This window comes from Stenotrophomonas maltophilia group sp. Smal32, assembly GCF_030237085.1.
GTDB classification, from domain to species: domain Bacteria; phylum Pseudomonadota; class Gammaproteobacteria; order Xanthomonadales; family Xanthomonadaceae; genus Stenotrophomonas; species Stenotrophomonas maltophilia_Q.
In genome coordinates this window covers 1-26,269 of record NZ_JASJSI010000057.1, presented here as the reverse complement: position 1 = coordinate 26,269, position 26,269 = coordinate 1, and the positions used below count along the sequence as shown (strand labels likewise).

The following is a 26,269-nucleotide window of genomic DNA, read 5'->3' as shown; positions in this document are numbered from 1 at the left end:
GCGGCAGGCTCGTTGTGGGCGGGTGCGGCGTTACAGACTGAATGGGGTCTATGGACTGTCGGTTAAACCACCCGGGCCCGCAACAGGTCATGAATGTTCAGGGCGCCGACTGCGCGGCCCTGGCCATCAACCACGATCAGGCCATTGATTTTCTGGGTTTCCATCTGCCGGGCGGCCTCTACTGCCAGCTGGTCGGCGCCGATGGTGCGCGGGTTGCGGGTCATTACATCGGCGATCTTCGCGGTGCGCACGTCCAGCGCGCTGTCCAGCGCACGGCGCAGGTCGCCGTCGGTGAACAGGCCGATCAGCACGCCGTCGGCGTCGACCACGGCGGTCATGCCCAGCCGCTTGCGGCTCATCTCCATCAGCGCTTCGCTGAGGCTGGCGTCGGCGCCCACGCTGGGCAGGTCGTCGCCGGTGTGCATGACGTCGGTGATGTGCAGCAGCAGGCGGCGGCCGAGGCTGCCGGCCGGGTGAGAACGGGCGAAGTCATCGGCGGTGAAGCCACGTGCGTCGAGCAGGGCCACGGCCAGCGCATCGCCCATCGCCAGCGAGGCGGTGGTGCTGGAGGTGGGCGCCAGCGCCAGCGGGCAGGCCTCGGCCGGCACGCTCACGTCCAGGTGGACGTCGGCGGCGGTAGCCAGGCTGGACTGCGCACGGCCGGTCATGGAAATCAGTACGTTGCCCTGGCGCTTGAGCACCGGCAGCAGCATCAGCACCTCGTCCGATTCGCCCGAATAGGACAGGGCCAGCACCACGTCGTCCTCGGTGATCATGCCGAGATCGCCGTGGCCGGCTTCGCCGGGGTGCACGTAGAACGCCGGCGTTCCGGTAGAGGCCAGGGTAGCGGCGATCTTGCGGGCGATATGCCCGGACTTGCCCATGCCGGTGGCGACCACCCGGCCACGGCTGGCCAGGATCGCCTGGCAGGCCTGCTGGAAGGCCTCGCCGAGGCGGTCGGCCACCGCATCCAGCGCCTGCCGCTCGATCTCGAAGACGCGGCGGCCGCTGGCGATCAGGCCGGCAGGATCGACGGAACGGGGGGGCAACAGGGATTCGGCCATGCGGACGCCACGCAGCGGAAGTAGAATGGAGGCACATTTTATTAGGAAAGCCCGTTGGACGCCGACACCATCCGCAATCTGATCGAAACCGGCCTTCCCGGCGCCCGCGCCGACGTGCAGGGCGACGATGGCGTGCATTTCGAAGCGACCGTGGTCTGCGAGGCCTTCGCCGGCAAGATGCCGCTGGCCCGCCACCGCATGGTGTATGCCACCCTGGGCGACCTGATGGGCGGCGCGATCCACGCGCTGGCGCTGAAAACCGTGACCCCGGCCGAAGCCGGCTGAACCGCAGAAGATCCCGAATACATGGCCAAGATCGTTGTGACCGGCGGCGCTGCGCTGCACGGTGAAGTGAGCATCTCCGGCGCCAAGAACGCCGTCCTCCCCATTCTCTGCGCGACCCTGCTGGCCGATGAGCCGGTGGAGATCACCAACGTGCCGCACCTGCACGACGTGGTCACCACGGTGAAGCTGCTGGGCGAGCTGGGCGCCAAGGTCACCATCGACCAGGGCACGCTGTCGCGTGGCAGTGCGATCGTGGTCGATCCGCGCTCGGTGAACCAGCATGTTGCGCCGTACGAGCTGGTCAAGACCATGCGCGCCTCGATCCTGGTGCTGGGCCCGCTGCTGGCGCGCTTCGGCGCGGCGGAAGTGTCGCTGCCCGGCGGCTGCGCGATCGGTTCGCGCCCGGTTGACCAGCACATCAAGGGCCTGCAGGCGCTGGGCGCCGAGATCGTGGTCGAGAACGGCTTCATCAAGGCCACCGCCAAGCGCCTGAAGGGTGGTCACTTCACCTTCGACATGGTCAGCGTCACCGGCACCGAGAATGTGCTGATGGGCGCGGTGCTGGCTGAAGGCACCACCATCCTCGACAACTGCGCGATGGAACCGGAAGTGACCGATCTGGCGCACTGCCTGATCGCCCTTGGCGCGAAGATCGAAGGCCTGGGTACCGCCCGCCTGGTCATCGAAGGCGTCGAGCGCCTGTCCGGTGGCCGTCACGAAGTGCTGCCCGACCGCATCGAGACCGGCACCTTCCTGGTCGCTGCGGCGATGACCGGCGGCAAGGTCACGGTGAACCGTGCGCGCCCGAGCACCATGGATGCCGTGCTGTCCAAGCTGGTCGAGGCCGGTGCGAAGATCGACACCACCGACGACAGCATCACCCTGGACATGCAGGGCAAGCGGCCGAAGGCGGTCAACCTGACCACCGCGCCGTACCCGGCGTTCCCGACCGACATGCAGGCGCAGTTCATGGCACTCAACTGCGTGGCCGACGGTGTGGGCGTGATCAACGAAACGATCTTCGAGAACCGTTTCATGCACGTCAACGAACTGCTGCGCCTGGGCGCGGACATCCAGGTCGAAGGCCACACCGCCATCGTGCGTGGCAGCGAGCACCTGAGTGGCGCACCGGTGATGGCGACCGACCTGCGTGCGTCGGCGTCGCTGATCCTGGCCGGCCTGATGGCCAGCGGCGACACCACCATCGACCGCATCTACCACCTTGATCGTGGCTACGAGAACATCGAAGAGAAGCTGTCTTCGCTCGGCGCCACCATCCGGCGCGTGCCATGATCCTGCGCGGCAAGTTCAGCCCGCGCCGCAAGGCGCTGCTGGCCCTGGTGCTGATCGTGCTGGCGTGGCTGGGCTACGCCTGGTACGCCAACATCGCCATCACCCAGGGCATCGAGCAGAAGGACATGGACTGGAACGGCGACGGCACGGTCACGCGTGACGAGATCATCGAGTCGTTCTATGCGGTTGCGGTGAACGACAGCCAGGACGGCAACCGCCATTGCCGTACGTTTGTCTGGCGCAGCACCGGCGAGCAGATCCGCGTGGACTGCCGCACCGAGTTCACGCCGGCCGCGGCCGACGAAAAGAAGTAAGCAGAACGCCCGCGAAAGCGGGCGTTTTTTTACGGTAGATCCACGCCATGCGTGGATGAAGGCGCCGGGTCGCTGTCGGGGTCAGGAGCCCTTCCCGTTGGAAAGGGATCAGACCGCGGGCGCTCAGTTCATCGCCTTGATGGTCAGGTCCAGCGCATCGCGGCCGCTCTCACGCTGCAGCATCCGCGCCGGCACCGGGAAGTCCGGTACGATCCAGGCGATCAGCTCCTTGTTGCCATCGGCACGCGAGACCTTCGTGGCCTCGTAGCTCTTGCCGCCCACGGTGATCGACTCTTTGCCGATCACGCGGTAGGTCATGTTCTTGATCCGGCCCTCGTCCACCATGCGGTAGGTCAGCGGCTTGCCGGCCGCCAGGTCACGGGCGATCGCCAGATTGATCAGCAGCGCATCCATGTCACCGGACTTCAGAGCAATCGGTCCGGCGCGGTCCGGCTTGATGTCGCCGGTCCAGGTGGCCTGGTTGCTGCTCCAGTTGTAGGTGGCCTGCACGTTGCGCTTCTTCACCAGCAGGGCCGAACGGTCCTGGCTGCTGAGCGGGCGCAGCTGGCCGCGCACTTCCTCGAACACGGTGCTCTGGCTGAGGTCGGCCAGCTGGTTCTTCACCTGCAGGCTGTAGCGCCACTTGTTGGCGCCTTCGCTGGACAGGGTCATGGTGCCGTTGGCCTGCATGCCCATGTAGCTGGCCAGGTAGTCGGCCTTGAACGGCTCCAGCGCCATGGCCGGCAGGCTGGCCACAGTCAGGGCAGCGGCTGCGATCCAGGTGAGGGGGCGGGTCAGGGTGTTCATGCTCAGACTCCTTGGTATTCGATCAGGCGCAGGTCGACGCGGTCTTCGCCGTCTTCGCGTTGCAGGATGCGCACCGGGGTGGGGACACCGTTGGCGATCCAGAGGATGGTTTCGTTGTTGCCGCCGTTGGTCCGGTAGACCCGCAGCGCGTTGTAGGACAGGTCGCCGACCTCGACGTTCTCGGTCTGCGGCGCGGCCTGGTAATCGTGCTGGCGGACCTTGCCCATGTCCACGTAGCGGTAATGCATGGCGGCGCCCGGGCGGGCGTCGCGCATGATCGCCAGGTTGATCAGCAGTGCGCTCTGGTCGCCCGGCTGCAGCGGGATCGGCTGCGCACGTTCCTTCTTGACGTCACCGGTCCACTGCGCGGTACCGGCCTGCCAGTTGTAGGTGCCCACGGCCTTCTTGCCGAGGAACAGGCCCTTGCGCACCGTGCTCTGGCTGAGCGGTGCGTAGACGCCACTGCGCTCTTCGAACACCGTGCTCTGCTCGATGTTCAGGCCGAGCACGCTGGCAAAGCCGCGGCGGCCGACCACCTGCATGTCCACCCGCCACTGGCTGCCGCCGGTGTGGGTGACCTGCATGCTGGCATCACCTGCTTCCTTGCCCTTGTAGAAGGCCTGGTAGGTGGCGGTGAACGGCTGCAGCGGCGGCGGCTCCCAGGCCAGTGCCGGCAACAGCGGCACGCTGGGCTCGTTCGGTGGCAGCGCAGTGGGTGCGGGTGGCGGTGCCGGTGAAGCAGCAGGCGGCTGCGCCTGGCCCCAGCCCACGCCGGGAAGCACGGCAAGCGACAACAGCAGTGAAGTGGACAGCAGCGTCGTGGTCTTCATGGGGGACAGGGGCCGCAGGAGGGGGCAGGATGCCAGCCCCGCAGTCAGCGGGGCGTGTGCAAGGGCGTTACTGGTTCAGGTTTCCGGCGGAATCTAGGGCCAGGGGGCTAAACAGGGGGTGACCGTCCAACCAGGGCTGGCCCTCCCGTTCAGCCAGGCGACCCGCGCACAGCAGCTGCAGCGTAGCGATCAGCAGCGGGTGCTCCACCGCCAGTACCCGCTCGGCCAGGCTGCGCGCGTCGTCGCCCGGCAGCACGGGAACCCGTGCCTGCGCCAGTACGGCTCCGGCATCCAGCTCCGGCACTACCAGGTGCACGCTGGCACCGTGCTCGGCATCGCCGGCCTGCAGCGCCCGCGCGTGGGTGTCCAGGCCCTTGTGCAGCGGCAGCAGCGACGGGTGGATGTTGACCAGGTGGCCAGCGAAGCGCTGCACGAAGGCCGGACCCAGGATGCGCATGTAGCCGGCGCAGACGATCCAGTCCGGCTGTACTGCTGCCAGCGCATTGCCCAGTGCCTGCTCGTAGGCGGCGCGGTCGCTGAACGCCTTCGGCGCATGCGCCCAGCGCAGGGGCGGTGCGACGCGCTGTAGTGCTTCTGCAGCGGGGCGGTCGGAGAACACGCCGACCACCTTGGCCGGCAGGCGGCCGCTGCCGATCGCGTCGAGGATGGCCTGCAGGTTGCTGCCGCGGCCCGAGGCGAGCACGGCGATGCGGGTTGGGGCGGTCATTGCAGGGAACTCCGGCGGATCAGTGGCCAGGTCAACAGGCTGCCGACGGTCGCCATCAGCATGTCGGCATGCGCATCCCACAGGTCACCCTGCTGGCCGTTGTAGGCCTCGGCGGCATCCGGAGACAGCGCCAGCGCGATGGCCCATTCGAACCATTCGTAGACCAGGCTGGCGCACATCACCGTCATCACCGCCAGGGTGAAGGCCTGGCCCAGCCGCAGTGCTGGCCACGCGTGGCGCGCCAGCTGCAGCAGCGCGGGGGTGAAGCAGACACCGAACAGGAAGTGGATGAGGCGGTCGAAGTGATTGCGCTGCCAGCCGAACGCCGCATTGGGTGACCAGCCGGTCAGCGCCTGCGCCCAGGCGTCGTAGGGCACGTTGGAATACAGCCAGCGCGCCGCCACGCAGTGCAGAGCGATGAAGCCGCAGATGGCGATGAAAGCGCCATCGCCCAGCCAGCCACCGCGACGGTCGACCCATAGCAGGGCGACCAGCCCGACCACGGTCAACGTGCTGTGCAGGGCCTGCTCGGTGGGCCACAGCGGGTGGATCCAGCTGATCGCGAAGACCGCCAGTACGGCGGCGAAGGCCAGCTTCTTCGGGCCCGAGAAGCGGTGGCGGGTGGGTGAGACGGTCGTTGAGAAGGCGGGCGAGGACATGTCGGGTCGATCAGGGAAGGGCGGCTGTCTGCCCACGGGCTCAGACACTGAGATGGTCGCCGCGGTCGAACAGCGCAGCCATCTCCGGCTTGCACAGGAACACCCAGGCATAGGCGGTCAACGCCATGCCCAGTGGGCCAGCCAGCACAGCCAGCCACGCCGCGCGCTGGCACCAGGCCAGGCCCGTGCGGCGTGAAAGCAGGCGCGCGGTATGCAGCTGCACGAAGCCCAGCAACGCAGCCAGCAGGGCGATCGAGGCATAGACTGTGGTCAGCAGCCAGGCATCGTCCAGCCCGCGTGAGTGGGCCACCCATCCACTGAGGCCAAGGAACGCCACTGCGGCGACCCAGTGGAAACCGGCCAGGGCGTAGAACAGCACGCTCAGTGTCTGCAGATGGCTGACCCGCTGCAGCTGCGCCAGGGTCCGATGCGGCAGTGGCGGTGGATTGCCTGAGGCGGTCATGCGGTCGTGGTGGGAGCGTCGAAGGCAGCCTTGACCTGCGGACGCAGCAGAGTGATCAGGCTGAACACCCCCAGCACCGTGCCGACCGGCGTGAACAGGCAGGCCAGGCCAGCCGCGATCAGGCACAGCAGATGGCGGCGACGGCGGGCCAGGCAGCGGCCGGCATAGGCCACGAACGCGCCCAGCGCGATGCCGCCGAACACGACGACGCAGCCGAGAACAGTGAACACCCAGCCCATCAGGCGCTGTTCCTCCGGCGAGGAGGGCTCGCCGCCGGACTTCATCGGCAGGCTGCCGGTCAACGCAGCGATGCCGATCACGATGTGCAGGATGAAGATCAGCGAGAACAGCACGATCAGGCCACCGACCACGTAGTGTGCGATGACCAGCATGCGCAGGTGGTCGGCATCCTGCGCGCTGAACGGCGGTACCGTCACCAGCGGCGGCGGCACGGGGGCGGGCGACAAGGGGGGCGATGCGTCCATGCGGGCTCCTGGTTGCCGGGCTCAGCCGATGTGGACGCGCTCGGCGCCTTCGGCGGTGACCACCTGGCCGATGGTCCAGTGCTCCAGGCCCTGCGCCTTGACCGCCTCGGACACCGCAGCCACCTGGTCCGGCGCGACGATCAGCACGAAGCCGATGCCGCAGTTGAAGGTGCGCCACATCTCGCTGTCGGCTACCGCGCCCTCCTTCTGCAGCCACTGGAACACCGGCGGCAGGGTCCAGGACGACGCCTGGATGTCCAGGCCGAGGCCGTCGGGCACCACGCGGATGATGTTCTCGGTCAGGCCGCCACCGGTGATGTGGGCCATGCCATGGATGGCCTCGCCATGCGACTTCAGCAGCGACAGGATCGGCTTGACGTACAGGCGGGTTGGTGCCATCAGCGCATCGACCAGCTTCACGCCGCCTTCCAGCTCCAGATCGGCCGGGCGGCCGGCGCGGTCGTAGATGCGGCGGACCAGCGAGTAGCCGTTGGAGTGCGGGCCGGAGGAGGCGATGCCGATGAGCACGTCGCCAGCGGCCACGCTGGCGCCGTCCTTCAGCTCGCTCTTCTCTACCGCAGCGACCGTGAAGCCGGCCAGGTCGTACTCGCCCGGGGCATACATGTCGGGCATTTCAGCCGTTTCGCCGCCGATCAGCGCGCAGCCGGCCTCGGTGCAGCCGTTGGCGATGCCGCCCACGACCGCCGCCGCGGTGTCGATGTCCAGCTTGCCGGTGGCGAAGTAGTCCAGGAAGAACAGCGGCTCGGCACCCTGCACCAGCACGTCGTTCACGCACATGGCGACCAGGTCGATGCCGATCGTATCGTGGCGGTTCAGCTGGTGGGCCAGCTTCAGCTTGGTGCCCACGCCGTCGGTGCCCGACACCAGTACCGGTTCGCGGTACTTGTTGGACAGGTCGAACAGGGCGCCGAAGCCACCCAGGCCGCCCATCACTTCCGGGCGGAAGCTGCGCTTGACCAGGGGCTTGATCCGCTCGACCAGCTCGTTGCCGGCGTCGATGTCGACACCCGCATCACGGTAGGTGAGGGGGGAGGGGGCGGAAGACGGGGTGTTGGTCACGGGCGTCGGCGCTGGCAGGGGTTGAACGGGCGATTTTAACAGGCCGCATTGGCGCAAAGACCGTATTCGGGCAACAATTCCCCCGGATACGTCGAGCCAATGGATGTCCTGATGCGCCGCAGCCTGATTCTGACCCTGCTCCTTGCGCTGAGCCTGCCGGTGGCCACGATGGCCCAGAGCGGCCTTCGCACCGAGGGTGATGTCGCCACCGCCAGTGGCGCGTACGAGGCCGAAGTGCCCGTCAACAGCCAAGCCGAGGCCGATCGCAACGGCGCCCTGGCCCGCGCCCTGAGCGTGGTACTGGGCAAGCTGTCCGGCGACCGCAGCGTGATGTCCCGCCCTGGCGTGGTGCAGGCGCTGCGCAACGCCAAGGACTACGTGGCCAGCTACGACTACAAGCAGGACCAGAGCGTGAGCGCCAACGGCGCCCCCAGCTTCCGTACCCTGCTGGTGGCCCGCTTCCGCGAGGACGACGTGGATTCGCTGGTGTCGGCGCTGGGCCTGCCACTGTGGCCGCAGCCGCGACCGAAGCCGGTGCTGTGGCTGGCCGTCGACGATGGCAGCGGCCCGCGCCTGGTCAGCGTGCAGCAGGCCAACGCCGCTCGGCCGTTGCTGAACCGCGCCATCGAGCGTGGCTACAAGCTGGGGCTGCCCACTGGGGGGGCTGCCGAACAGGCGCTGGCCGGGGCCATCTGGCGCCAGGACAGTGCCGCCGTGGCCCGTGCCTCCTCGCGCTACTCGCCGCCGATGCAGCTGATCGGCAAGCTGTACCGGGCCAATGGCGGCTGGCAGGCGGATTGGGTGTTCGTCGACAACGGCCGCGAACTGAACAAGTGGACCAGCAAGGACGCCAACGCCATGCGTGCGATGGCCGCCGGTGCCGACGGCGCCGCCGATGCGCTGGTCAAGCGCTATGCCAAGGCGGGCGCCGCCGTCGGCCAGGCCGGGACCTACCGTGTGGTGGTCACCGGCATCAACAGTGCCGACGACTACCTGCGGCTGGCTGCCGGCCTACGCGAGGTACCGGTGGTGCGCAACGTCACCCCGCTGCACGCTTCGGCCGGCCAGCTGGAGCTGAGCCTGGAGATGACCACCGGCCTGGCAGGCTTCAACCGCATGCTGGGCGACAACGGCGTACTGGTGCCGAGCGCACCGCTGCCTGCCCTGCCGACGCCAATCGATGACACCACCGGGGCTCCGGTGGCCCCGCCGGTCAGCAACGAGTACCGCCTGCGATGACTCTGACCCCGGAAGCGGAAATCGCGCAGTTCCTGCGTCGCCTGAAGTACATCCTGTTCGCCGGCCTGATCGGCTGGGTGGTATGGCTGCTGGCGCCGATCCTGACCCCGTTCGTGCTGGCGCTGGCGCTGGCCTGGCTGGGTGACCCGCTGGTGGACCGCATCGAGGCCACCGGCCGCTCGCGCATGACCGGCGTGGTGCTGGTGTTCGCGGCGATGGTGCTGGTGATCGTGGCGCTGCTGCTGGTGCTGGTGCCGATGATCGAGCGCCAGATCACCACCCTGATCGCGGTCGCGCCGCAGGCACAGGCGTGGCTGATGGAAAAGGGCATTCCCTGGTTCGAGCAGAAGACCGGCCTGGAAGTGATGCAGTGGCTGGACCCGGACCGCCTGATCGAATGGGTGCGCAGCCACTGGCAGCAGGCCGGCGGCTTCGCCACCACGTTCATGGGCTACGTCTCGCGCTCGGGCTTTGCGATGGTGACCTGGGTGGTCAACATCCTGCTGCTGCCGATCCTGGCGTTCTACTTCCTGCGCGACTGGGACAAGCTGGTCGAGCGGGTCGCGTCGGTGATTCCGCGCAACCAGATCGGCACCATCAGCGCGCTGGCGCGTGAATCCAACGAGGTGCTGGGCGCGTTCATCCGCGGCCAGTTCCTGGTGATGCTGGCGCTGGGCGTGATCTATGCCGGTGGCCTGTCGCTGGTTGGCCTGAAGCTGGGCCTGCTGATCGGCCTGATTGCCGGCCTGATCAGCTTCATCCCTTACCTGGGCGCGACCACCGGCATCCTGATGGCGATCATCGCCGCACTGGTGCAGGCGCAGGGCTTTGACCTGAAGCTGCTGATCCTGGTCGGCGTGGTGTTCACCGTGGGCCAGCTGCTGGAAAGCTACGTACTGACCCCGCGCATCGTCGGCGACAAGATCGGCCTGCACCCGGTGGCGGTGATCTTCGCGGTGATGGCTGGTGGCCAGCTGTTCGGCTTCCTCGGCATGCTGCTGGCGCTGCCGGTGGCGGCGGTGACCAACGTGCTGCTGCGCTATGCACACCAGCGTTATCGCCAGAGCGAGCTGTACGTGGGCGAGAAGCCTTCGATCGTGCTTGATGGCGTGGTCGATGCCCCCCATATCATCATTCCGAACGACAAGGGCCCCGACCTGAAGTGATGGGTGTGCCGCAACTGCCGCTGGCCCTGCATTACCCGCGGGACCAGCGCCTCGAGACCTTCATCGGCGCGCCGGATGGCGCGCTGGCGCAGCTGCGCGCGATCGCGGTGGGTGCCAGCCACGACTGGGTCTACCTGGAAGGTGCGGCGGGCACGGGCAAGACCCACCAGGCGCTGGCGATGTGTTCCAGCGCCGAGCAGGCCGGGCGCCTGCCGACCTACGTGCCGCTGGCCAGTGCGGCCGGCCGCGTGCGTGCGGCGCTGGATGGGCTGGAGGTGCGCGAGCTGGTGGCGCTGGATGGCCTGGATGAGGTTGCCGGCCATCGCGAGGACGAGATTGCGCTGTTCGATTTCCACAACCGCGCACGCGCCGCGGGGGTGACCGTGTTGTACACGGCGCAGAAGGCGCCGGAAGAACTGGGCCTGTTGCTGCCGGACCTGCGTTCGCGGCTGGGCCAGTGCGTGCGCGTGCTGTTGCAGCCGCTGGACGAAGAGGGCCGTGCGGCGGTGCTGCGCGAGCGTGCGCTGCGCCGTGGGCTGGCGATCGACGAGGCGGCCATCGAGTGGCTGTTGTCGCACACCGGGCGCGAGCTGGGTGGGTTGATCACGCTGCTGGACTGGCTGGACCGCGAGTCGCTGGCGGCGAAGCGGCGGATCACCGTGCCGTTCCTGCGCCAGGTGCTGGAAGAAGGCCGGCCTCGTTACTGAGGGTGGGGTTTGTTTGCAGGGCTGCGCCCTGCACCCGCCGAAGCCGAAGCCGAGGCAACGTCAACGTCAAAGGCTGGCTTCCTGAGGGGAGGCGGGGGGGGGGGGGGGGGGGGGGGGGGGGGGGGGGGGGGGGGGGGGGGGGGGGGGGGGGGGGGGGGGGGGGGGGGGGGGGGGGGCGCCCCCCCCCCCCCCCCCCCCCCCCCCCCCCGCCATCCCTCAGTAAAACCCGCTGTTGCTGTTGCTGTTGCTCCAGCTCCGGCCTCTGCGGGTGCCGGGCGCAGCCCGGCCATAAACCCCTTACTTCTTCGCGCGCGGCTGGTTCAGCGGTTCCATCGCGCGGAAGCGCTGGCTGTACTCGTCGGTCAGCGTGCGTGCTTCCTGCCCGTTGCGCACGATGCTCGGGGTCAGCAGTACGATCACTTCCGAACGACGGCTGGTGCGCGTCTTCTGCCCGAACAGGGCGCCCACCACCGGAATCCGGCTCAGGCCGGGAATGCCGCTGCTGCCATCGGTCGCCGAATCGGTGATCAGGCCGGCCAGCATGATGGTGTCGCCGCTCTGCACCGCCGCTTCGGTCGACAGCTTCTTGGTGGAGATGCGCGGGTTGCAGTTGCGCTCGGTCGGGTTGCAGTTCTCCGGCACCTCGGAGGCGCTGCTCACTTCCTGCACGATGTCCAGGAACACCGTGCCGTCGCGGGTCACGCGCGGGCGCACCTTCAGGATCACGCCGGTATCGATGTACTGCACGGAGCTGTAGGTACCAGTGCCCAGGCCGGTGTTCACCGTGGTGGTGTTGATCGGTACCTTGTCACCCACGTTGAGTGTGGCCTCCGCGTTGTTGCGCACGAACACCGAGGGAGTCTGCAGCAGGCGTACGTCGGTGACCTTGTCCAGCGCGCTCACCACCGCCGCGCCGTTGTGGCCGGTGAACGCCCAGCCCAGGCCTTCGCCACCGGTCACTGCGCCGGCGAAGCTGCTCCAGGAACCGCCAGCGGCGGCAGGCAGGGTCACGCCGCCCAGGGCGCCGGTCAGCTTCTGCCCGAGCACGGCATTGTCGAAGAACCAGTTGACGCCGTACTTCAGGTCTCCGGTCAGCGCGACTTCGGCCACCTGCGCTTCGATGTGCACCTGCAACGGCATCACATCCAGCTTCTCGATCACTTCCCGGATCGAGCGCCAGGCCTGCGGGGTCGAGCGCACCAGCAGGGTGTTGGTTTCCTCCACCGCCGACACGCCCACGCGGTCGCCTTCCACTTCCAGGCTGACGCTGACGTTGCCGGACTGGCGCTGCGGCAGGTTCATGCTGCCGCTGTTGCCGCTGCCGGAACTGCTGCCCGGGGTCGAACCGAAGCTGCTGCTGTTGTTGCTGTCCATGCCGCGCTCGCCGTCGCTGCCCAGCTGCGATGGAATCGCGCCGGGCGCCAGCGATGCGGGGCTGGAGCCGCCACGATTGCCGCTGCTGGCGAAGGCTTCGCTGAGGCGCTCGGCCAGGTCGCGCGCCTTGATGTAACGCAGCTCGTAGGAGAACAGGCGGGCGCTGCCACCGGCGGTATCGATACGGTCCAGCCACTGCTGGATCTGGTCCAGGTAACGCACCTGCGGGGTGATCACCAGCACCGCGTTGGCGTTTTCCAGCGGCAGGAAACGGAACATGCCGGCGCTGGGGGTCTTGCTCTCCTCGCCGAACACCTTCTCCAGATCGGCAGCGACCTGCTCGGCCTTGCCCGACTGGATCGGGAACACGCCCACCGACATGCCCGACAGCCAGTCGACGTCGAAGATCTCGACGGTGCGCATGTAGTTTTCCAGCTCGGCGCGGGTGCCACCGAGGGTGATCACGTTGCGGCCACTGTCGACGTTGACGATGGCGTTGGGCCGCGCATACGGCTCCAGCACCTTCTTCATTTCCGTGGCGGAGATGAACTGCAGCGGGATCACCCGCACTTCGAAGCCACGTGCGCTGGCCGCCGGTGCGGTACTCGGCGCGACGGTGCCGGCCAGGGCCTGGTCGGCGGCGACGATGTTGTAGCGGCCGCCGCTGTAGACCATGCGGGCGTTGTTCCAGCCCAGCACCATTTCCAGCAGGTTCAACGCCTGTGCCGGCGACACCGGCTTGGGCGTGGCCAGGGTGACCGTTCCCTGCACGCCCGGTGCGATCACGTAGTTCTGGCCCAGCATGTCACCCAGGATGGCTTTGACCACCGCATGCACAGACTCGCCTTCGAAGTTGAAGGTGGCCTCGCCAGTGCTGGCGCCATGCAACGCCGGTGCCGGTGCGCGTGCGGCTTCGCGGTTGATCATGGTACCGGTACCGCGGCGGATCACGGCCTGTGGAGCCCCCTGGGCGTCACGGGCGGCATCGGCGGCGACCTCGGCCGCCTGGCCGGCCTCGGCAGTGGGCGACAGGTTGCCCTTGCGTTGCACATGCGGCGCGGACACGGTGCTGCAGCCAACCAGCAGCGCGAGGGCAAAGGACCAGGGAAGAAAACGCAGGCTCATGCATTCACTCTATCGGTTGGTGCCATCGCCCGGGGGCGGCGACGGTTGTTGCTGCTGTTGTTGCTGCAGCTGGCGGCGACGGGCCTGGATGCGTTCGCGGATGGCCTGCATCTGCGCTTCGCTGGGGCCGTTGTTGTTGGCAGGCGGTGCCGCGGCGGCGGCTGGTGGCACGCTGCTGGCGGGCTGCGGCTGCGCGGTTGCGGTTGCAGCAGCCGGAGGTGGGGATGGCATCGGCGGTGCGCCCGCCGGCGGCGGCACAACGACCGCACCCGCCGGCGGCGCGCCATTGGCACCCCGCAGTACGGTGGGTGGCTCGCCGCCCTGGCCGTTGAACACGGCCAGTTCCAGCACCTGGCTGCCACTTGGGCCGATCACCGTGGCCTGGCGCGGCGCCAGCCCCACCAGTTGCCAGCCGTCCACCGCTTCGCCATTGAGGCGCAGCCGCAGCGAACGATTCTGTTCGGTGGTGAAGGTGGCCATGCCGAAGTCGCCGGTCAGCAGCACGCCGGTCAAGCGCAGCGCGGCGCTGGCGGCAGGCTCGCTTCCACCGAGCAGGTAGGGCTTCGGCGTGCGGTCCTCAGCGAAAAGTGGACGCTCACCGATCGCGCTGTAGCTGTCGGCGCTGGGCATGCGTTCTGCGGCCAACGGCGGCAGCACCGGCAGCAAAGGCGCCGCATCGGCATCGCCGTCTGCAACGGGTAGCTGGCTGCCCAGACCGAAGCCGGTGGCCAACCAGACCGCCGCGGCCCAACCCGCCAGGGCCAGCAGGAAACCGGTGCGCAGGCTGATCTGCTCAAGTTTCATCAGCCACCTCCTGTCCCTCGGCCGGCGCAGCCGGTGCGGGGGCGGGGGCCGCCGAAGGCGGCTGCGGCGCGGACACCGGTTCGGCGGCAGGTGCCGGGGCACTGCCATCGGCAGCAGCGCCCGGCAGCAGGTAGCCCGCCAGCTCGAACGACACATCCAGGCCAAGCCCGGATTCATTCGGCGACTGCTGGAAGCGCTGCGCGATCAGGTTGAGATTGTCGACGAACAAGCGCGGGCTGCCGGTTTCCAGGCTGTGCAGCACCGTGGCCAGCTCGGCCACACCACAGCGCAGGCGCACCTGCATGGCCACGCGCACGAACTCGGCGTCCCGGCGGTTGTCGGTGAGCGGCGTGCGGTTGCTGATGGTGCAGCTGCGGTTGCCCGGGCTGGCCATCGCCACCGCATCCTGCAGCTTGGCGCCAAGCGCAGCGGCAGCCGCTTCGGCGGTCGCTTCGCGCAGGAAGCCCGGCCGTTGCTGCAGGGCTTCCCGGGTGGCGCGCAGGCGCTGCTCGATCTGCGGCTTCTGCTGCAACTGTGCCTGCACCCGCGATTCGCGCTCGCGCAGTGCGGCCACATCGGCATCGATCTCGCGCAGCGGCTGGGTGAACCACGGGTGCACCAGCAGCAGATAGGCCAGGCCCAGCACTGCCAGCAGCAGTGCCAGTGCCAGCCAGCGGTCACGGCGTGCGCTTGGCATCGGCATCGGCCGCCTCCCGGGTCGGGGCCGCCGTCGGCAACGGCTGCAGTTCAGCGGTCATGGTGAAGCGGTCGCGGCCGCTGGCGGCACCATCGGCCTGCAGCACGCCGGTCAGGTTCACCTTGCGCCACTGCGGCGCATCCTGCAGCAGCTGCACCAGCTGCGATGCCTCGCGGCTGAGCCCGATCAGCTGCAGGTTGTTGTTCTCGATGGCCAGTTTTTCCAGGTACGTCCCCTCCGGCAGGCGCCGGGTCAGTTCGTTCCAGATCTCCACCGTACCGGCGCGCTGGCCGCGCTGCTTTTCCAGGAACGCAGCACCGTCGATCAGCGCCTGCAGCTGCGCACGTTCGCTGGCCACGCCACGCGCACTGCGCGCGCTGCGCTCCACCTGGGCCCGCAGTTCGTCAGCTGCCGCGCGGCGGTTGTCGAGCAGCTGCAGGCCAGCCAGCACCAGCATCACCACCGCGGCCACCGCCAGCAGAAGGTTCCAGCGCCGCATCGGGTCGGCCTGCTGCTGACGCTGCGCGGGCGGCAGCAGGTTCACCTGCAGGATGTTGCCCTGCGCATCGATGGCATCGACACCGGACAGTACATCGGCCCATTGGCCCACATTGCTGCGCCAGGCCTCGAGCTGCCGCAACGGCCAAGCCACCAGTTCGACCTGCAGCTGGCCCTCGCCTGCCGCGCCACGTTCACGCACGTCATAGCTGACCTGGCTGGATTCGAACGGCGTCTGCCGGTCGATCTCGAAGCCGACCACCGCACGCAGGCGGTCAGCCGCCGCCACTGGCAGGCGCAGCTGCCGGCGCAGCACATCGCCGGCCGGCAGCAGCCACACCCGCGGCAAGCTGCGCAGGCGGGCTTCCAGCACGCGATCCAGTTCGGCCGGGGACAGCGGCCACGGCAGCCGTACCACCGGCTCGCGGCGCTCACCGGCCTCGCGCCAGACCTGGAGCTGGTCGCCTTCACGCTGCAGCAGCAGGCGTGCCTGCGCCCAGCCCAGCGCCCACTGCCAACGGGCCGGCACCCACGCCAGCAACGATTGCCGCCACCAGCGCAGGAAACGGCCGACGCCCGGGCCGATCCGGCCCTGCACCTGCCGCACACTGTCCTGCCAAGCCGTCATCTTGCTGTCATTCCCTGCTCCCAGCGAAGCACTGTGTAGGACCGCCCGGGAACCCCCGCCCGAGCCATTGCGTACCACCGCCTGCAACACCGACCGGCGTCCACTGCCGTCGGTGACACGGGACTCGATACTATAGGTGCCACTGCTGCTGGCAAGGGTTGACGCACCCGCAGCGGAATCGGCATCACGCTCCTGCTGGGCACGCTGGGCCAGCACGGTATCGGCGTCCAGGCCCAATGCGGTCAACACCACCGCACTGGCGAACTGCGGATCCGGCCGCGCCTGGCGGCTGTACAGGGTCAGGTGCGGCAGCATCTTCTGATACAACGGCCCACGCATGCCGAGCACCCGCTGCAGCTCGCCAAGGGTCTCGAAACGCTTGTTGCGAGGGCCATAGGGCAGGCCTGCCGCAGCATAGTCGGGCGCTTCGGCACCACCGCCGGGCTGCAGCAGGCTGTCCTCGTCACGCCAGTCGACGATCGCGCCGGCCAGCTGGCGGGCCTGCGTTTCGTCTTCACCCAGCGCCTTGAGGAAGGCGCTCAGCAGGGCCACGTCGGCCAGGTTCAGGTTGATCTTGCCGTTCTCGTCCAGCACCTTGATCTCGATGCTGGCGTCATCGAACTGCCAGCGATAGGCACGGCCATCGGCGCGCCAGGGCGCTCGCTGCGGATCGGCGGACAGGCGCGTCAGCGCGTACTCCAGTCCCGCCCGTGCACGCTCCTGGCCACGCGCATCATCGTCCAGCACCCGCTGCTGCAGATGCTCGACCCGCGCGCTCAACGCGAACGCCCCCACCAGCGCCGTCATCAGCGCGATCAGCCACAGCACCAGCACCAGTGCCGCGCCGCGTTCCCGGTTCACCGTGCACCTCCACTGCCGCCCGCGCGCGGAGCGACCACCAGTGCAGGCCAGGGGGCGCCCTTGGCGGGCACGATCTGGATCTCCACCAGCATCGGCAGGCGCCGGGTATCGTCCCAGCGCGGCATCCAGTCGGTGACCTGGCCGGTGCTGGCATCGATGCCGCGGTAGCGCAGCTGTACCGATTTGAGGTTCTCCACCAGCACCTCCGGCGGGCGCGGCGGATTCTCTGCAATGCGCTCGCCTTCCTGCAGCAGCACCAGGTCCAGCAGCAGGCGCTGCTGGCCGCTGCGGCCGTCCACCTGCAATGCATGCAGGTACGCCCCACCGCGGCCGAGATAACCGGGTAGATCAGCCGCGAACAGCATGCGTTGTTCTTCGCCCTGGAAGAAGATCGGTTCGCGGGTGGGATCGGGCACTTCCAGCGGCGTGCGCAGCGCACCCGCCAGTTGTCGCCGCAGCAGGGTCTCAACCGCACGCATGCGTTCGCTCTCGGCGGCAATCTGCTCGCCACGCTGGCTCACCGCCATCGCCGAGCGCACGCTGGCGAACGCCAACGCCAGGCCACCGGCCAACAGCACCGTGGCCAGCATCACTTCCACCAGGGTGAAGCCTGCGGCGCGGCGCGTCATCGCGCACTCTCCAGGTCCGGTGGCAGCAGGCGCAGGCTGCGCCAGCGCAGTTGTTCGCGTTCGCCTTCGCCCCAGCGCACCTGAAGCTGCAGCTCGGCCAGCCAGGGAGCTCCCGGCGATTGCGCCTGTACCTGTGCCGCGTTGCCGGCACGCGGCTCGACCCATGGCTGCACCTGCAGCTCCCAATGGTATCGGCCCTGTTCCCAGTCGCCCTGCTGGCTGCCGACCTGCAATGGCGAGGCGACACCGGCTTCGGCCAGCAACGACTGCGCATGCAGCACCGCACGCGTGCGCAGCTCGGCCTCGCGGACCTGTTTCGCGCCACCTGACAGGCTGCCCAGCAGCAGTGTCAGCGCCAGGCCCAGCAGGGCGAAGGCGATGATCACTTCCAGCAGGGTGAAACCACGCGCCCGCCGCTTCATGGCGCCTGCCACGGGCCGGAGCGGACCTCGCCGGTCAGCCAGCCGACATCGATGCGCCATTCGGCGCCCTCACGCTGCAGCCGGATGCGGCCACCACTGGAGCCACCATCGGGATGGAACTCGATCACGCCCTGCCCCGGTGCGGTGGCCAGCTGCGCGGCGCCTTCGAACTGCACCTGCAGCTGCGCCGGGACGTCGCCCTGGCGCTGGTTCGCACCTTGCCAGTGGCGACGCGCCGGTTCGATCACGAAGCGCTGCGGTTCACCGCGCGCGATGGCCTGGGCGCGCACCATGCGCAGCTGGTTGGCGATGTCCTTGCCGGCGCTGCGCAGCTGCATGCCGGCAAAGCCGCGCGACAGACCCGCGGCGGTGATCAGGCCGATCGCGGCGATCAGCGCGATCACCAGCAGCATTTCCAGCAGCGACAGGCCCGCTGCGCGCCTGTCGTGCAGGCGCGGGCGAGGCAGCCGGCGCGGCAGGAAATGCGTCATGCCCGGTTACGGCTGGTAGCGGATGTCGGCGTCGACGCTGCTGCCACCGGCCTTGCCGTCCTTGCCCAGGCTGATCAGTTCATACGGCTGGCCTTCGCCCGGCGCGCGGTACTCCAGCGCGTGGCCCCACGGGTCATTCAGGTCGGCCGGCTTGGCGTACGGGCCCAGCCAGCCGCCGACACCGGCCGGTGCGGTCACCAGATCGTTGAGCGAGCCCGGCAGCTTGCCGGTATCGATCTGGTAGTTGTCGACCTTGGAGGCAACGGTCTGCACCTGGGCCTTGGCGATGTTCGCCTTGCCACGATCGGCGCCGCCCAGCACGCGGCTGGCGACCAGGGTCAGCACCGCGCCGATCAGCACGATGACGATGATGATCTCCAGCAGGCTCATGCCCGACTGGCTGCGCGCGGCGGTGAAGGAAAGGCGGATCGGTCGACGGGAAGCAATCATGGTCGGTCCTTTCAGTTGCGGAGTGTCGAGGTTGCGTAGGGAGCCATCATCAGCCGATGGCATTGGTCAGGTCGTACAACGGCACCAGCACGGCCACGATCACCGCACCGACCACCGAGGCCAGCACCAGGGTGATCGCCGGCACCATCGCCGCCAACAGGCGGTCGATGCGACGGGCGCTGTCCTGTTCAAACGTGTCGGCAGCTTTCAGCAGCATGGTATCGAGCGCGCCGGACTCCTCGCCGACCTGGATCATCTGCAGCGCCAGGCGCGGGAAGCGCTTGCCACGTGACAGCGCCAGCGACAGGCCGGCACCGTTCTTCACTTCATCGGCGGCCGCTTCCACGTCAGCGGCAAGCGCGCGGTTGCCCAGCACGTTGCGTGCGATGCCCAGCGCCCCGAGCAGCGGCACGCCATTGCGCAGCAGGGTGCCCAGCGTGCGCGCCAGCCGTGCGGTTTCCAGTTCGCCCAGCAGGCGGCCGATGCCGCGACGCTGCAGCAGCCATCCATCCAGCGCCAGCCGGAACCCCGGCTGCCGTACCTTGCGTTCGAAGAACAGTGCCAGCACTGCAGGCACCACCAGCAGCAGCACCCACCAGTCGCGGACGAACAGGCCCAGCTGCAGCACCGCATTGGTGAACCACGGCAGCGCCACGTCCAGGCTTTCGTACATCTGCGCGAACTGTGGCACCACGTAACCGAGCAGGAACAGCAGCGCACCGCCCACCACCACCAGCAGGATGGCCGGATAGACCAGTGCGTTGATCACCTTGCCCTGCAGCGCGCGGCTGCGTTCGAGGTAGTCGGCCAGCCGCTGCAGCGTCTCGTGCAGGCTGCCACCCGCCTCGCCGGCACGCACCATGTTCACGTACAGGCGCGAGAACAGGCCGTGCTGGCGCTCCAATGCGGTCGACAGCGGCGCACCACCGCGCACCACGTCGCGGATGTCGGTGATCGCGCGGCGCGAACGCTCGTCTTCCGGCAAGCCGAGCAGGATCGACAGCGCACGGTCAAGCGGCTGGCCGGCACCCAGCAGGGTCGCCAGCTGCTGGGTGAACTGCAGCAGCGCCGCACCCTGCAACGGGCGCTGGCGCAGCAACGTGCGCCAGCTGCCGCCGCCGACCACGCCGCCATCGGCCAGCTGGGTCTCCATCGGCAGGTGGCCCTGATCCTGCAGGCGCGCGATCAGTTCGGCCTCGCTGCCTGCTTCCATCTGCCCGTCGAAGATCTCGCCGTGCGGATTGAGCGCCTTGTAGCGGTAGTTCGGCATGTCAGCCCCGGCGTCCTGCGCGCATCAGCTTTCCTCGGTCACGCGCAGCACTTCCTCGATGGTGGTCTGGCCGCTGAGCGCTTTGGCCAGGCCATCCTCGTACATGGTGCGCATGCCGGCTTCGCGGGCGATGCGTTCGATCTCGCCCATGCCATCGCGGCGCATCACCGCACGCCGCAGCGCGTCGTTCATTACCAGGAATTCCATGATGGTGGTGCGGCCCAGGTAGCCGGTCGGCGCCAGTGCCGAAGGCTTCGGGCGGTACAGGTGGATCGGCCCTTCCGGTTGCAGACGGCGCAGCTCGAAACGCTCGATCTCCTCCGGCGAGGCTTCATAGCGCTCGGCGTGCGTCGGTTCCAGCCGGCGCACCAGGCGCTGGGCCAGGATGCCGTTGATGGTGGAAGTGAGCAGATAGTCCTCCACACCCATGTCGAGCAGGCGGGTGATGCCGCCGGCCGCATTGTTGGTGTGCAGGGTGGACAGCACCAGGTGGCCGGTCAGCGCCGACTGGATCGCGATGCGCGCGGTTTCCAGGTCGCGCATTTCGCCGATCATGATGATGTCCGGGTCCTGGCGCACGATGCTGCGCAGTGCGTTGGCAAAGTCCAGGCCGATCTGCGGCTTGGCCTGGATCTGGTTGATGCCCTCGATCTGGTACTCGACCGGATCTTCCACCGTGATGATCTTGACGTCGGCGGTGTTGAGCTGGCTCAGCGCGGTGTACAGCGTGGTGGTCTTGCCCGAACCGGTCGGGCCGGTGACCAGCAGGATGCCGTGCGGTTGTTCCAGCACCTTGCGGAACTGCGGCAGGAACGCATCGGTAAAGCCGAGCCGATGGAAATCGAACACTACCGTTTCGCGGTCGAGCAGGCGCATCACCACGCTCTCGCCGTGCGCGGTCGGCACCGTGCTCACGCGCAGGTCCAGCTCTTTGCCCTGAACGCGCAGCATGATGCGCCCATCCTGCGGCAGGCGGCGCTCGGCGATGTTGAGGCGGGCCATGATCTTGATGCGGCTGATCACCGCGGCAGTGAGGTTGGCCGGCGGGCTTTCGCCCTCCACCAGCACGCCGTCGACGCGGTAACGCACCTTCAGCCGGCTCTCGAACGGCTCGACATGGATGTCCGAAGCGCGCAGCTCCACCGCACGCTGGATCACCAGGTTGACCAGACGGATCACCGGCGCTTCCGAGGCAAGGTCGCGCAGGTGCTCGATATCGTCGACCGCGCCACCCTCGCCGTCTGCGGTTTCAACGATCGCGCCCATCGCGCTGCGGCCCTGGCCGAACCAGCGCTCGACCAGGTCATCGATCTCCGCACGCATGCCCAACACCGGCGTCACCGGTACGCCCAGCGCCAGCTGCACGGCCTGCTGCGGGTACGGATCGTGGGCGTCGGCCAGCCACAGCCGCACGCCCTGTTCATCCAGCGCCAGCGGGCATACATGGAACTGCTTGAGGAAACGAAGGGACAGCGGCAGGCCCTCGGCCAGGCCCTGGGGCGGTGAATCCGGCAATTGCTTGCCATCCAGCAGCGGCAGACCCAGCACCTCGGCGCTGGCCTGCGCCTGGTCACGTTCGGATACCAGCCCCAGCCGCACCAGCAGGCCGAGCAGGCTGCCGCCCGCCTCCGCGTGCAGCGGCCGAGCCCGTGCAAGATCGCCCTCCTTGAGGCGGCCACGCGCCAGCAACGCATCCAGGATGCGACCTTCGGCGTCGTCGGCGGCGGTTGCAGCAAGCGCGTTCACGTGACCCTCCTGTCAATCGGCTCGACTTTAGCAGTTACGCCGTGATTTCCGTCGCCCCGCCGCCCGCTTTCGTAAAAAGACGAAGCCCGTCACATGCGGGTGACGGGCTTCGGCCATTCAACTACCGCGATGCGCGCTTACTGCGTGGCGAGAATGCTCACGCCGCTGTATGCCGCTTCGCCCACCACCTTGATGTAGTAGGTGCCGGCAGTCGCTGCAGTTACGCGCACCGTTTCCGAGGTGCCCGGGCGGGTCGAGCGCGCATCGTTGTCGGTGGCACTCGGTTCACGGCCCTTGGCCAGGTACACCGATACGTTGCCGGTGCCGCCATAGGTGATGACGCTGAGCTGCTTGCCTGCCGCAGCTTCGAAGCTGTAAAGCACGCTGCTGCCGGCGGTACCACTCAACCCGCCGATGGCCACCTTGTTGGTCAGCGGCTTGGCCACCGGCCCGCAGTTCTCGGTGCACGGCTCTTCCAGGGCCTTGTCCAGCGCGGCCTTGGCGTCGACGATGCCGGTGCCGATCGGGGTGGCGGACGGAATGCTGACCGGGAACGGACGTGCCGTTTCCTTCAGCAGGGTCCGCATGCCTGCCGGTGCGAGCGGGTCGCGGTTGGCGGCGATCAGCGCGCTCTGCACCAGCGCGGCGACGGCAGCCACGTGCGGTGCCGCCATCGAGGTGCCGGCCTTGCCGCCAAGGGTGTAGCCCTCGGTGGAACCAGCTGCCGGCGGCGACGTCTTGCTGCTGGACACCGCCTGCCAGACATAGCCGTTCGGATTGCCGTCGGTGACGCCACCGCCCGGACCGGACAGATCGATGCGGGTACCGAAGTTGGAGTAGTAGGCCATGGCGCCGGTGATGCCGGTCGCGCCGACCGAGACCACGCCGTCGCAGTTGGCCGGGCGGGCGTTGGCGACATTCATCGAGTCGTTGCCGGCTGCCACCACCACCAGGGTACCGCGGTTGGTGGCACCGGTGATGGCCGCCTGGTAGGCCGGATCACAGCTGCCGGAGCCGCCCAGGCTCATGTTGATGATTTCGGCGGGATTCTGGTTGGCAGGGATGCCGGCCACGGTACCGCCCGAAGCCCAGGTGATGGCGTCGGTGATGTCCGACAGGGTGCCACCGCAGTAGCCGAGCACGCGTACCGGCAGCACCTTGGCCTTGTAGGCCAGGCCGGCGGTATGCAGGCCGTTGTTGGTGGCCTCGGCGATGGTGCCGGTCACATGGGTACCGTGCCAGCTGCTGTCACGTACCGGCGAACCGTCGTAGCAGGCGTTGGCAGTGGGCATCCAGTCACCGTAGTCGAGTGCACCCGGCACGCGGCCATCGGCGGCACGACGCGAGCGGCTGGCCTGGCTGATGAAGTCGTAGCCCTCCAGCAGGGTGCCGGCGGCAAAATCCGGGTGCTCGGGCAGGATGCCGGTATCGAGCACGGCCACCACGATGCCCTCGCCCTGCGAGACGTCCCATGCGGCCGGTGCGTTGACGCCGCCGACCGGGTTGTGGAAGTGCCAGTTGTGGCTCTGGTAGTACGGATCATTGGGCACGAAGTTGGGCGACGCATCGGACTTCGCGACGGCGTCAGCGCGCGGCGACGACGCGGCATCGATCGGATACATGACGGCGTCGGCCACCGCATATTCGACGCTCGGGTCAGCCTTCAGTTCGCCCAGCACCTTGTCCAGCTCGGCGCGCGCGATCCCTCCCTGCAGGCGGATCAGATCGGCACCGATGCCAAGCTTGCGGGCCACCTGCGGGCGCAGCGCGGCACTGCGCGCAGCCGCGCTGGTGCCTGCCGGCACGGCGCGCGCGATGGCCGAGTTGACCACGGCCAGCTTGGCGTTTGCATCGGCAGCTGCGGCGCTGCCAGCGCGGTACTTCACGATGATGCCATCAACCTGCTGCGTCTTCGGGCCGGACAACGGCGCATTTGCTTTCAGGTCGGCGGCCTGTGCCAGGCCAACACCGGTCAGCGACAGCACGGCGGCTGCCAACACATTGATGCGAAGGTTCTGCTTCTTGATCACGTCGAATTCCTCTTCTGGGTCATGGATCGAACCAACACTGCGGCCATCATTCCTTGACGACTCCCGGCCGGCCCAGCCGGGATTGCCGTGACCTCCCCCCAGGCCCTCGTTGCAGGTGCTGCGCCGGCGTGGGTGGCCGCCGGCGCGATGGAGTGGCTTACCAGCCGAAGCCGGCACCGACGCCGACCGAGCTGTCGTCGCTGCTGAAGGCACCGCCGACCGTCACCGTGGCGCGATCGCTGATCGCACGCTGGTAACCCAGCGACAGTGCCGATTCGCCGCCCTGGAAGCCGATGCCGACGCCGACCCGGTTCTGGGTACGGATGCCGGCAGCACTGGTGGCCATGTTGAGCATCGCCGCGCTCATCGCGCCCTGGCGGTCGATGCGGCGATCCATGTGCCGCAGGCGCCCGTCGACCTCGCCCTTGAACACATCGAAGCTGTCGGCGACGGCCTGCACGCGGCTGTCGGTGTAGCTGTTGGCGGTGGCCATGCCACGATCGAGCTGGCCCTTGTTGACCGCATCGGTGGCGGTGGTACCGGCTGCCACGTTGGTGACCTGGCGCTCGTTGCCTTCGCTGCCCACCGACACCGTATTGGCACGATCGGCAACCGAGCCCTGGCCCAGCGCCACCGCGTTGGCAGCGGTGGCACTTGCGCCCTGGCCGATGGCAGTGGACGAGGCGCCGCTGGCCACCGCGCCGTCGCCCATGGCGACCGCGTTGAGCCCCGATGCCGGGGTGCCCACCGGGATGCCCGCACCCGCCGCCGCAGCGGTCGGCGTGCCCTGCACGCGCGCGGTGCTGGCCGGTGCCGCATCGGCCGTCGCCGGGGCTTCGGCAACGCTGGCCAGTGCGCTTTCATCCAGCGAGGCACTCATCGAACGCAGGCTGGCCGTTCCCGAGCGCGTGCCACCGGCGGTGCGGCGGTCGATCTCGCTGACCTTGCGGTCCAGCGCACCCAGCGCATCGCCGACGTTGCTGTAGGTGGCACCCTGGATCACGTAGTTCGGCGCCACGAACACGCCCTGCATGCCGACGCTCGCGCCGCCCCCCAAGAAGCTGGCGGCATCGCTGAGCGACTGGAACAGCTGGCCGCCATTGATCGCCTGGCGGCTGCCGGCGGCGATGCTGCCGGCACCGACGTTGTCGATGGTGGTGCCCTGGAAGCCGGACAGGGTCAGGCGGTCACGGCTGGCGTCGTCGTAGCCGACCGCACTGGCCGCCGTGGTCTCCACCGTGGCGATGCGCGAATCGAAATCACCGACGCGGGTTTCCACTGCGCCCACGCGCTGGTTGGTGACATTGAGCTGGGAGCCGGTCACCGCGTCGCTGCTGCCGGCAGCAATGCGGCCATCGGCCACGTTGACGATGCGGCGCGTGGCCGGGCCATCGGTGGGGTTGCCACTGCCCACCGACACAACATTGGCATCCAGCGCACGTGCTCCGGCACCGATTGCAACCGAGTTGACGCCGACCGCTCCCGCGCCGGCGCCAACGGCCAGTGCACCGGAGGCAGACACCGTGGCATTGGCACCCAGCGCGATGCTGCGTGCGCCCGCCGCATTGGCCACCGAGCCCATCGCTACCGAATCGGTACCGATGGCGTTCGCGGTTCCCGTGCCATTGGCGCGGAAATATCGGTTGGTGGTGTTGGCGGTGAACGCAACGGCGTCCAGCTGCCCGCGATTCACTGCGTCATTGATTTCGGTACCGTTGGCGACATTGGTGACCTGCCGGTTGTTGACGGCACTGCCGACGGACACGGTATTGGCACGATCGGCCACCGAGCCTCCACCCAGTGCGACACTGCCGGCAGCCGAAGCGTTGGCACTGACACCCACCGCCGTGGCATTCAAACCGGTGGCCTTGCTGCCGTAACCGACCGCAGTACCCAGGCGGCCGCTGGCTTCGGCATAGCTGCCCAGCGCCGAAGCGCCATCGGCCGAGGCACTGGCGCGGAAACCACTGGCCTGCGACTGCGTGCCGGTAGCCGTGGACTGCGCACCGTTGGCCGTGCTGTAGGGCCCCTTGGCCTGGGCCCCGGCGCCAGTGGCGCTGGCGCCGGTTTCGCTGGCGCTGGCGCCGCTGCCCAGCGCAACGCTGTCGACACCACTGGCCTGCGC

At 68.5% G+C, this 26,269-nt stretch carries 26 protein-coding genes and 1 pseudogene; 6 read left to right on the top strand and 21 right to left on the bottom strand.

Going from position 1 to position 26,269, the window contains the following annotated elements; all coding sequences use genetic code 11:
* Positions 1 to 62 precede the first annotated feature (62 nt).
* Positions 63 to 1,064 (bottom strand): KpsF/GutQ family sugar-phosphate isomerase, encoded by a 1,002-nt coding sequence (locus tag QRO91_RS14190; RefSeq protein WP_049427478.1) that lies wholly within the window; start codon positions 1,062 to 1,064, stop codon positions 63 to 65.
* Positions 1,065 to 1,118: 54 nt separating this feature from the next.
* Between QRO91_RS14190 and QRO91_RS14185 the strand changes: the two genes are divergently transcribed.
* Genes QRO91_RS14185 through QRO91_RS14175 form a run of 3 tightly spaced genes read left to right on the top strand, consistent with a single transcriptional unit; the run spans position 1,119 to position 2,956 of the window.
* The gene (locus QRO91_RS14185; protein WP_005408396.1) at positions 1,119 to 1,349 is read left to right on the top strand and encodes a BolA family protein; all 231 of its coding nucleotides are present in this window, start codon (positions 1,119 to 1,121) and stop codon (positions 1,347 to 1,349) included.
* 21 nt (positions 1,350 to 1,370) lie between these two features.
* Positions 1,371 to 2,642, top strand: coding sequence for a UDP-N-acetylglucosamine 1-carboxyvinyltransferase (murA, locus tag QRO91_RS14180; protein WP_049427476.1), 1,272 nt, complete (start codon positions 1,371 to 1,373; stop codon positions 2,640 to 2,642).
* On the top strand, positions 2,639 to 2,956 hold the full coding sequence (locus QRO91_RS14175; RefSeq protein WP_049427475.1) for a hypothetical protein: 318 nt from the start codon (positions 2,639 to 2,641) through the stop codon (positions 2,954 to 2,956). Before murA ends, QRO91_RS14175 begins: the two co-directional genes overlap by 4 nt.
* 123 nt (positions 2,957 to 3,079) lie before the next feature.
* Here the strand turns inward: QRO91_RS14175 and QRO91_RS14170 are convergent, their stop codons facing one another.
* The 7 genes from QRO91_RS14170 to purM form a co-directional block, all read right to left on the bottom strand.
* Positions 3,080 to 3,763: a DUF3108 domain-containing protein gene (locus QRO91_RS14170; RefSeq protein ID WP_049427472.1), complete on the bottom strand. Its 684-nt coding sequence runs from the start codon at positions 3,761 to 3,763 to the stop codon at positions 3,080 to 3,082.
* Between the two features lie 2 nt (positions 3,764 to 3,765).
* Positions 3,766 to 4,593, bottom strand: a complete 828-nt coding sequence (locus QRO91_RS14165) for a DUF3108 domain-containing protein (RefSeq protein WP_049427470.1) — start codon at positions 4,591 to 4,593, stop codon at positions 3,766 to 3,768.
* A gap of 67 nt (positions 4,594 to 4,660) precedes the next feature.
* Positions 4,661 to 5,320, bottom strand: coding sequence for a phosphoribosylglycinamide formyltransferase (gene purN / locus QRO91_RS14160; protein ID WP_049427469.1), 660 nt, complete (start codon positions 5,318 to 5,320; stop codon positions 4,661 to 4,663).
* Positions 5,317 to 5,979: a DUF2238 domain-containing protein gene (locus QRO91_RS14155; protein ID WP_285310442.1), complete on the bottom strand. Its 663-nt coding sequence runs from the start codon at positions 5,977 to 5,979 to the stop codon at positions 5,317 to 5,319. Before QRO91_RS14155 ends, purN begins: the two co-directional genes overlap by 4 nt.
* A 40-nt stretch (positions 5,980 to 6,019) precedes the next feature.
* Positions 6,020 to 6,442 (bottom strand): hypothetical protein, encoded by a 423-nt coding sequence (locus QRO91_RS14150; RefSeq protein WP_049427465.1) that lies wholly within the window; start codon positions 6,440 to 6,442, stop codon positions 6,020 to 6,022.
* Complete coding sequence (locus tag QRO91_RS14145; protein ID WP_049427463.1) at positions 6,439 to 6,927, bottom strand: hypothetical protein; 489 nt, start codon at positions 6,925 to 6,927, stop codon at positions 6,439 to 6,441. Before QRO91_RS14145 ends, QRO91_RS14150 begins: the two co-directional genes overlap by 4 nt.
* A gap of 21 nt (positions 6,928 to 6,948) precedes the next feature.
* A complete protein-coding gene (gene purM, locus QRO91_RS14140; RefSeq protein WP_049427462.1) occupies positions 6,949 to 8,007 on the bottom strand; it encodes a phosphoribosylformylglycinamidine cyclo-ligase in 1,059 nt (352 codons plus the stop codon).
* A gap of 99 nt (positions 8,008 to 8,106) precedes the next feature.
* Here purM and QRO91_RS14135 point away from each other — a divergent pair, with 99 nt between their 5' ends.
* Genes QRO91_RS14135 through hda form a run of 3 tightly spaced genes read left to right on the top strand, consistent with a single transcriptional unit; the run spans position 8,107 to position 11,119 of the window.
* Positions 8,107 to 9,246, top strand: coding sequence for a DUF2066 domain-containing protein (locus tag QRO91_RS14135; protein WP_049427460.1), 1,140 nt, complete (start codon positions 8,107 to 8,109; stop codon positions 9,244 to 9,246).
* Positions 9,243 to 10,412: an AI-2E family transporter gene (locus QRO91_RS14130; RefSeq protein WP_049427458.1), complete on the top strand. Its 1,170-nt coding sequence runs from the start codon at positions 9,243 to 9,245 to the stop codon at positions 10,410 to 10,412. The genes QRO91_RS14135 and QRO91_RS14130 overlap by 4 nt, the downstream gene beginning before the upstream one ends.
* Positions 10,412 to 11,119, top strand: coding sequence for a DnaA regulatory inactivator Hda (gene hda, locus QRO91_RS14125; RefSeq protein WP_049427455.1), 708 nt, complete (start codon positions 10,412 to 10,414; stop codon positions 11,117 to 11,119). Before QRO91_RS14130 ends, hda begins: the two co-directional genes overlap by 1 nt.
* Positions 11,120 to 11,416: 297 nt before the next feature.
* On the opposite strand, the gene gspD is transcribed toward hda, so the two are convergent.
* From gspD to QRO91_RS14060, 13 genes and pseudogenes are all read right to left on the bottom strand, one after another.
* Positions 11,417 to 13,618 carry a type II secretion system secretin GspD gene (gspD, locus tag QRO91_RS14120; RefSeq protein ID WP_049428809.1) on the bottom strand — a complete coding sequence of 734 codons (2,202 nt, stop codon included), beginning with the start codon at positions 13,616 to 13,618 and terminating at the stop codon, positions 11,417 to 11,419.
* 9 nt (positions 13,619 to 13,627) lie between these two features.
* Positions 13,628 to 14,422, bottom strand: a complete 795-nt coding sequence (locus QRO91_RS14115; protein ID WP_049428808.1) for a hypothetical protein — start codon at positions 14,420 to 14,422, stop codon at positions 13,628 to 13,630.
* The gene (gspM, locus tag QRO91_RS14110) at positions 14,412 to 15,125 is read right to left on the bottom strand and encodes a type II secretion system protein GspM (protein ID WP_049428806.1); all 714 of its coding nucleotides are present in this window, start codon (positions 15,123 to 15,125) and stop codon (positions 14,412 to 14,414) included. The genes QRO91_RS14115 and gspM overlap by 11 nt, the downstream gene beginning before the upstream one ends.
* Complete coding sequence (locus QRO91_RS14105; protein ID WP_197619717.1) at positions 15,100 to 16,245, bottom strand: PilN domain-containing protein; 1,146 nt, start codon at positions 16,243 to 16,245, stop codon at positions 15,100 to 15,102. Before QRO91_RS14105 ends, gspM begins: the two co-directional genes overlap by 26 nt.
* Positions 16,242 to 17,106 (bottom strand): annotated as a pseudogene (locus QRO91_RS14100) (type II secretion system protein GspK). The gene QRO91_RS14105 and the pseudogene QRO91_RS14100 overlap by 4 nt, the downstream one beginning before the upstream one ends.
* Positions 17,103 to 17,735 (bottom strand): type II secretion system protein J, encoded by a 633-nt coding sequence (locus QRO91_RS14095; RefSeq protein ID WP_197619712.1) that lies wholly within the window; start codon positions 17,733 to 17,735, stop codon positions 17,103 to 17,105. Before QRO91_RS14095 ends, QRO91_RS14100 begins: the two are co-directional and overlap by 4 nt.
* Positions 17,732 to 18,157 (bottom strand): type II secretion system protein XpsI, encoded by a 426-nt coding sequence (locus tag QRO91_RS14090; protein WP_106551124.1) that lies wholly within the window; start codon positions 18,155 to 18,157, stop codon positions 17,732 to 17,734. The genes QRO91_RS14095 and QRO91_RS14090 overlap by 4 nt, the downstream gene beginning before the upstream one ends.
* On the bottom strand, positions 18,154 to 18,648 hold the full coding sequence (locus QRO91_RS14085; protein ID WP_049428797.1) for a type II secretion system protein XpsH: 495 nt from the start codon (positions 18,646 to 18,648) through the stop codon (positions 18,154 to 18,156). The genes QRO91_RS14090 and QRO91_RS14085 overlap by 4 nt, the downstream gene beginning before the upstream one ends.
* A 6-nt stretch (positions 18,649 to 18,654) precedes the next feature.
* The gene (gspG, locus tag QRO91_RS14080) at positions 18,655 to 19,098 is read right to left on the bottom strand and encodes a type II secretion system major pseudopilin GspG (protein ID WP_049428795.1); all 444 of its coding nucleotides are present in this window, start codon (positions 19,096 to 19,098) and stop codon (positions 18,655 to 18,657) included.
* A gap of 49 nt (positions 19,099 to 19,147) precedes the next feature.
* Positions 19,148 to 20,368: a type II secretion system protein XpsF gene (locus QRO91_RS14075; RefSeq protein WP_197619711.1), complete on the bottom strand. Its 1,221-nt coding sequence runs from the start codon at positions 20,366 to 20,368 to the stop codon at positions 19,148 to 19,150.
* A 24-nt stretch (positions 20,369 to 20,392) separates the two neighbouring features.
* Complete coding sequence (gspE, locus tag QRO91_RS14070; RefSeq protein WP_049428792.1) at positions 20,393 to 22,114, bottom strand: type II secretion system ATPase GspE; 1,722 nt, start codon at positions 22,112 to 22,114, stop codon at positions 20,393 to 20,395.
* 137 nt (positions 22,115 to 22,251) lie between these two features.
* A complete protein-coding gene (locus QRO91_RS14065; RefSeq protein ID WP_197651071.1) occupies positions 22,252 to 24,144 on the bottom strand; it encodes a S8 family serine peptidase in 1,893 nt (630 codons plus the stop codon).
* Positions 24,145 to 24,301: 157 nt separating this feature from the next.
* Positions 24,302 to 26,269, bottom strand: a 1,968-nt coding sequence (locus tag QRO91_RS14060) for a YadA-like family protein (protein ID WP_285310441.1), incomplete at its 5' end; no start/stop codon positions are given.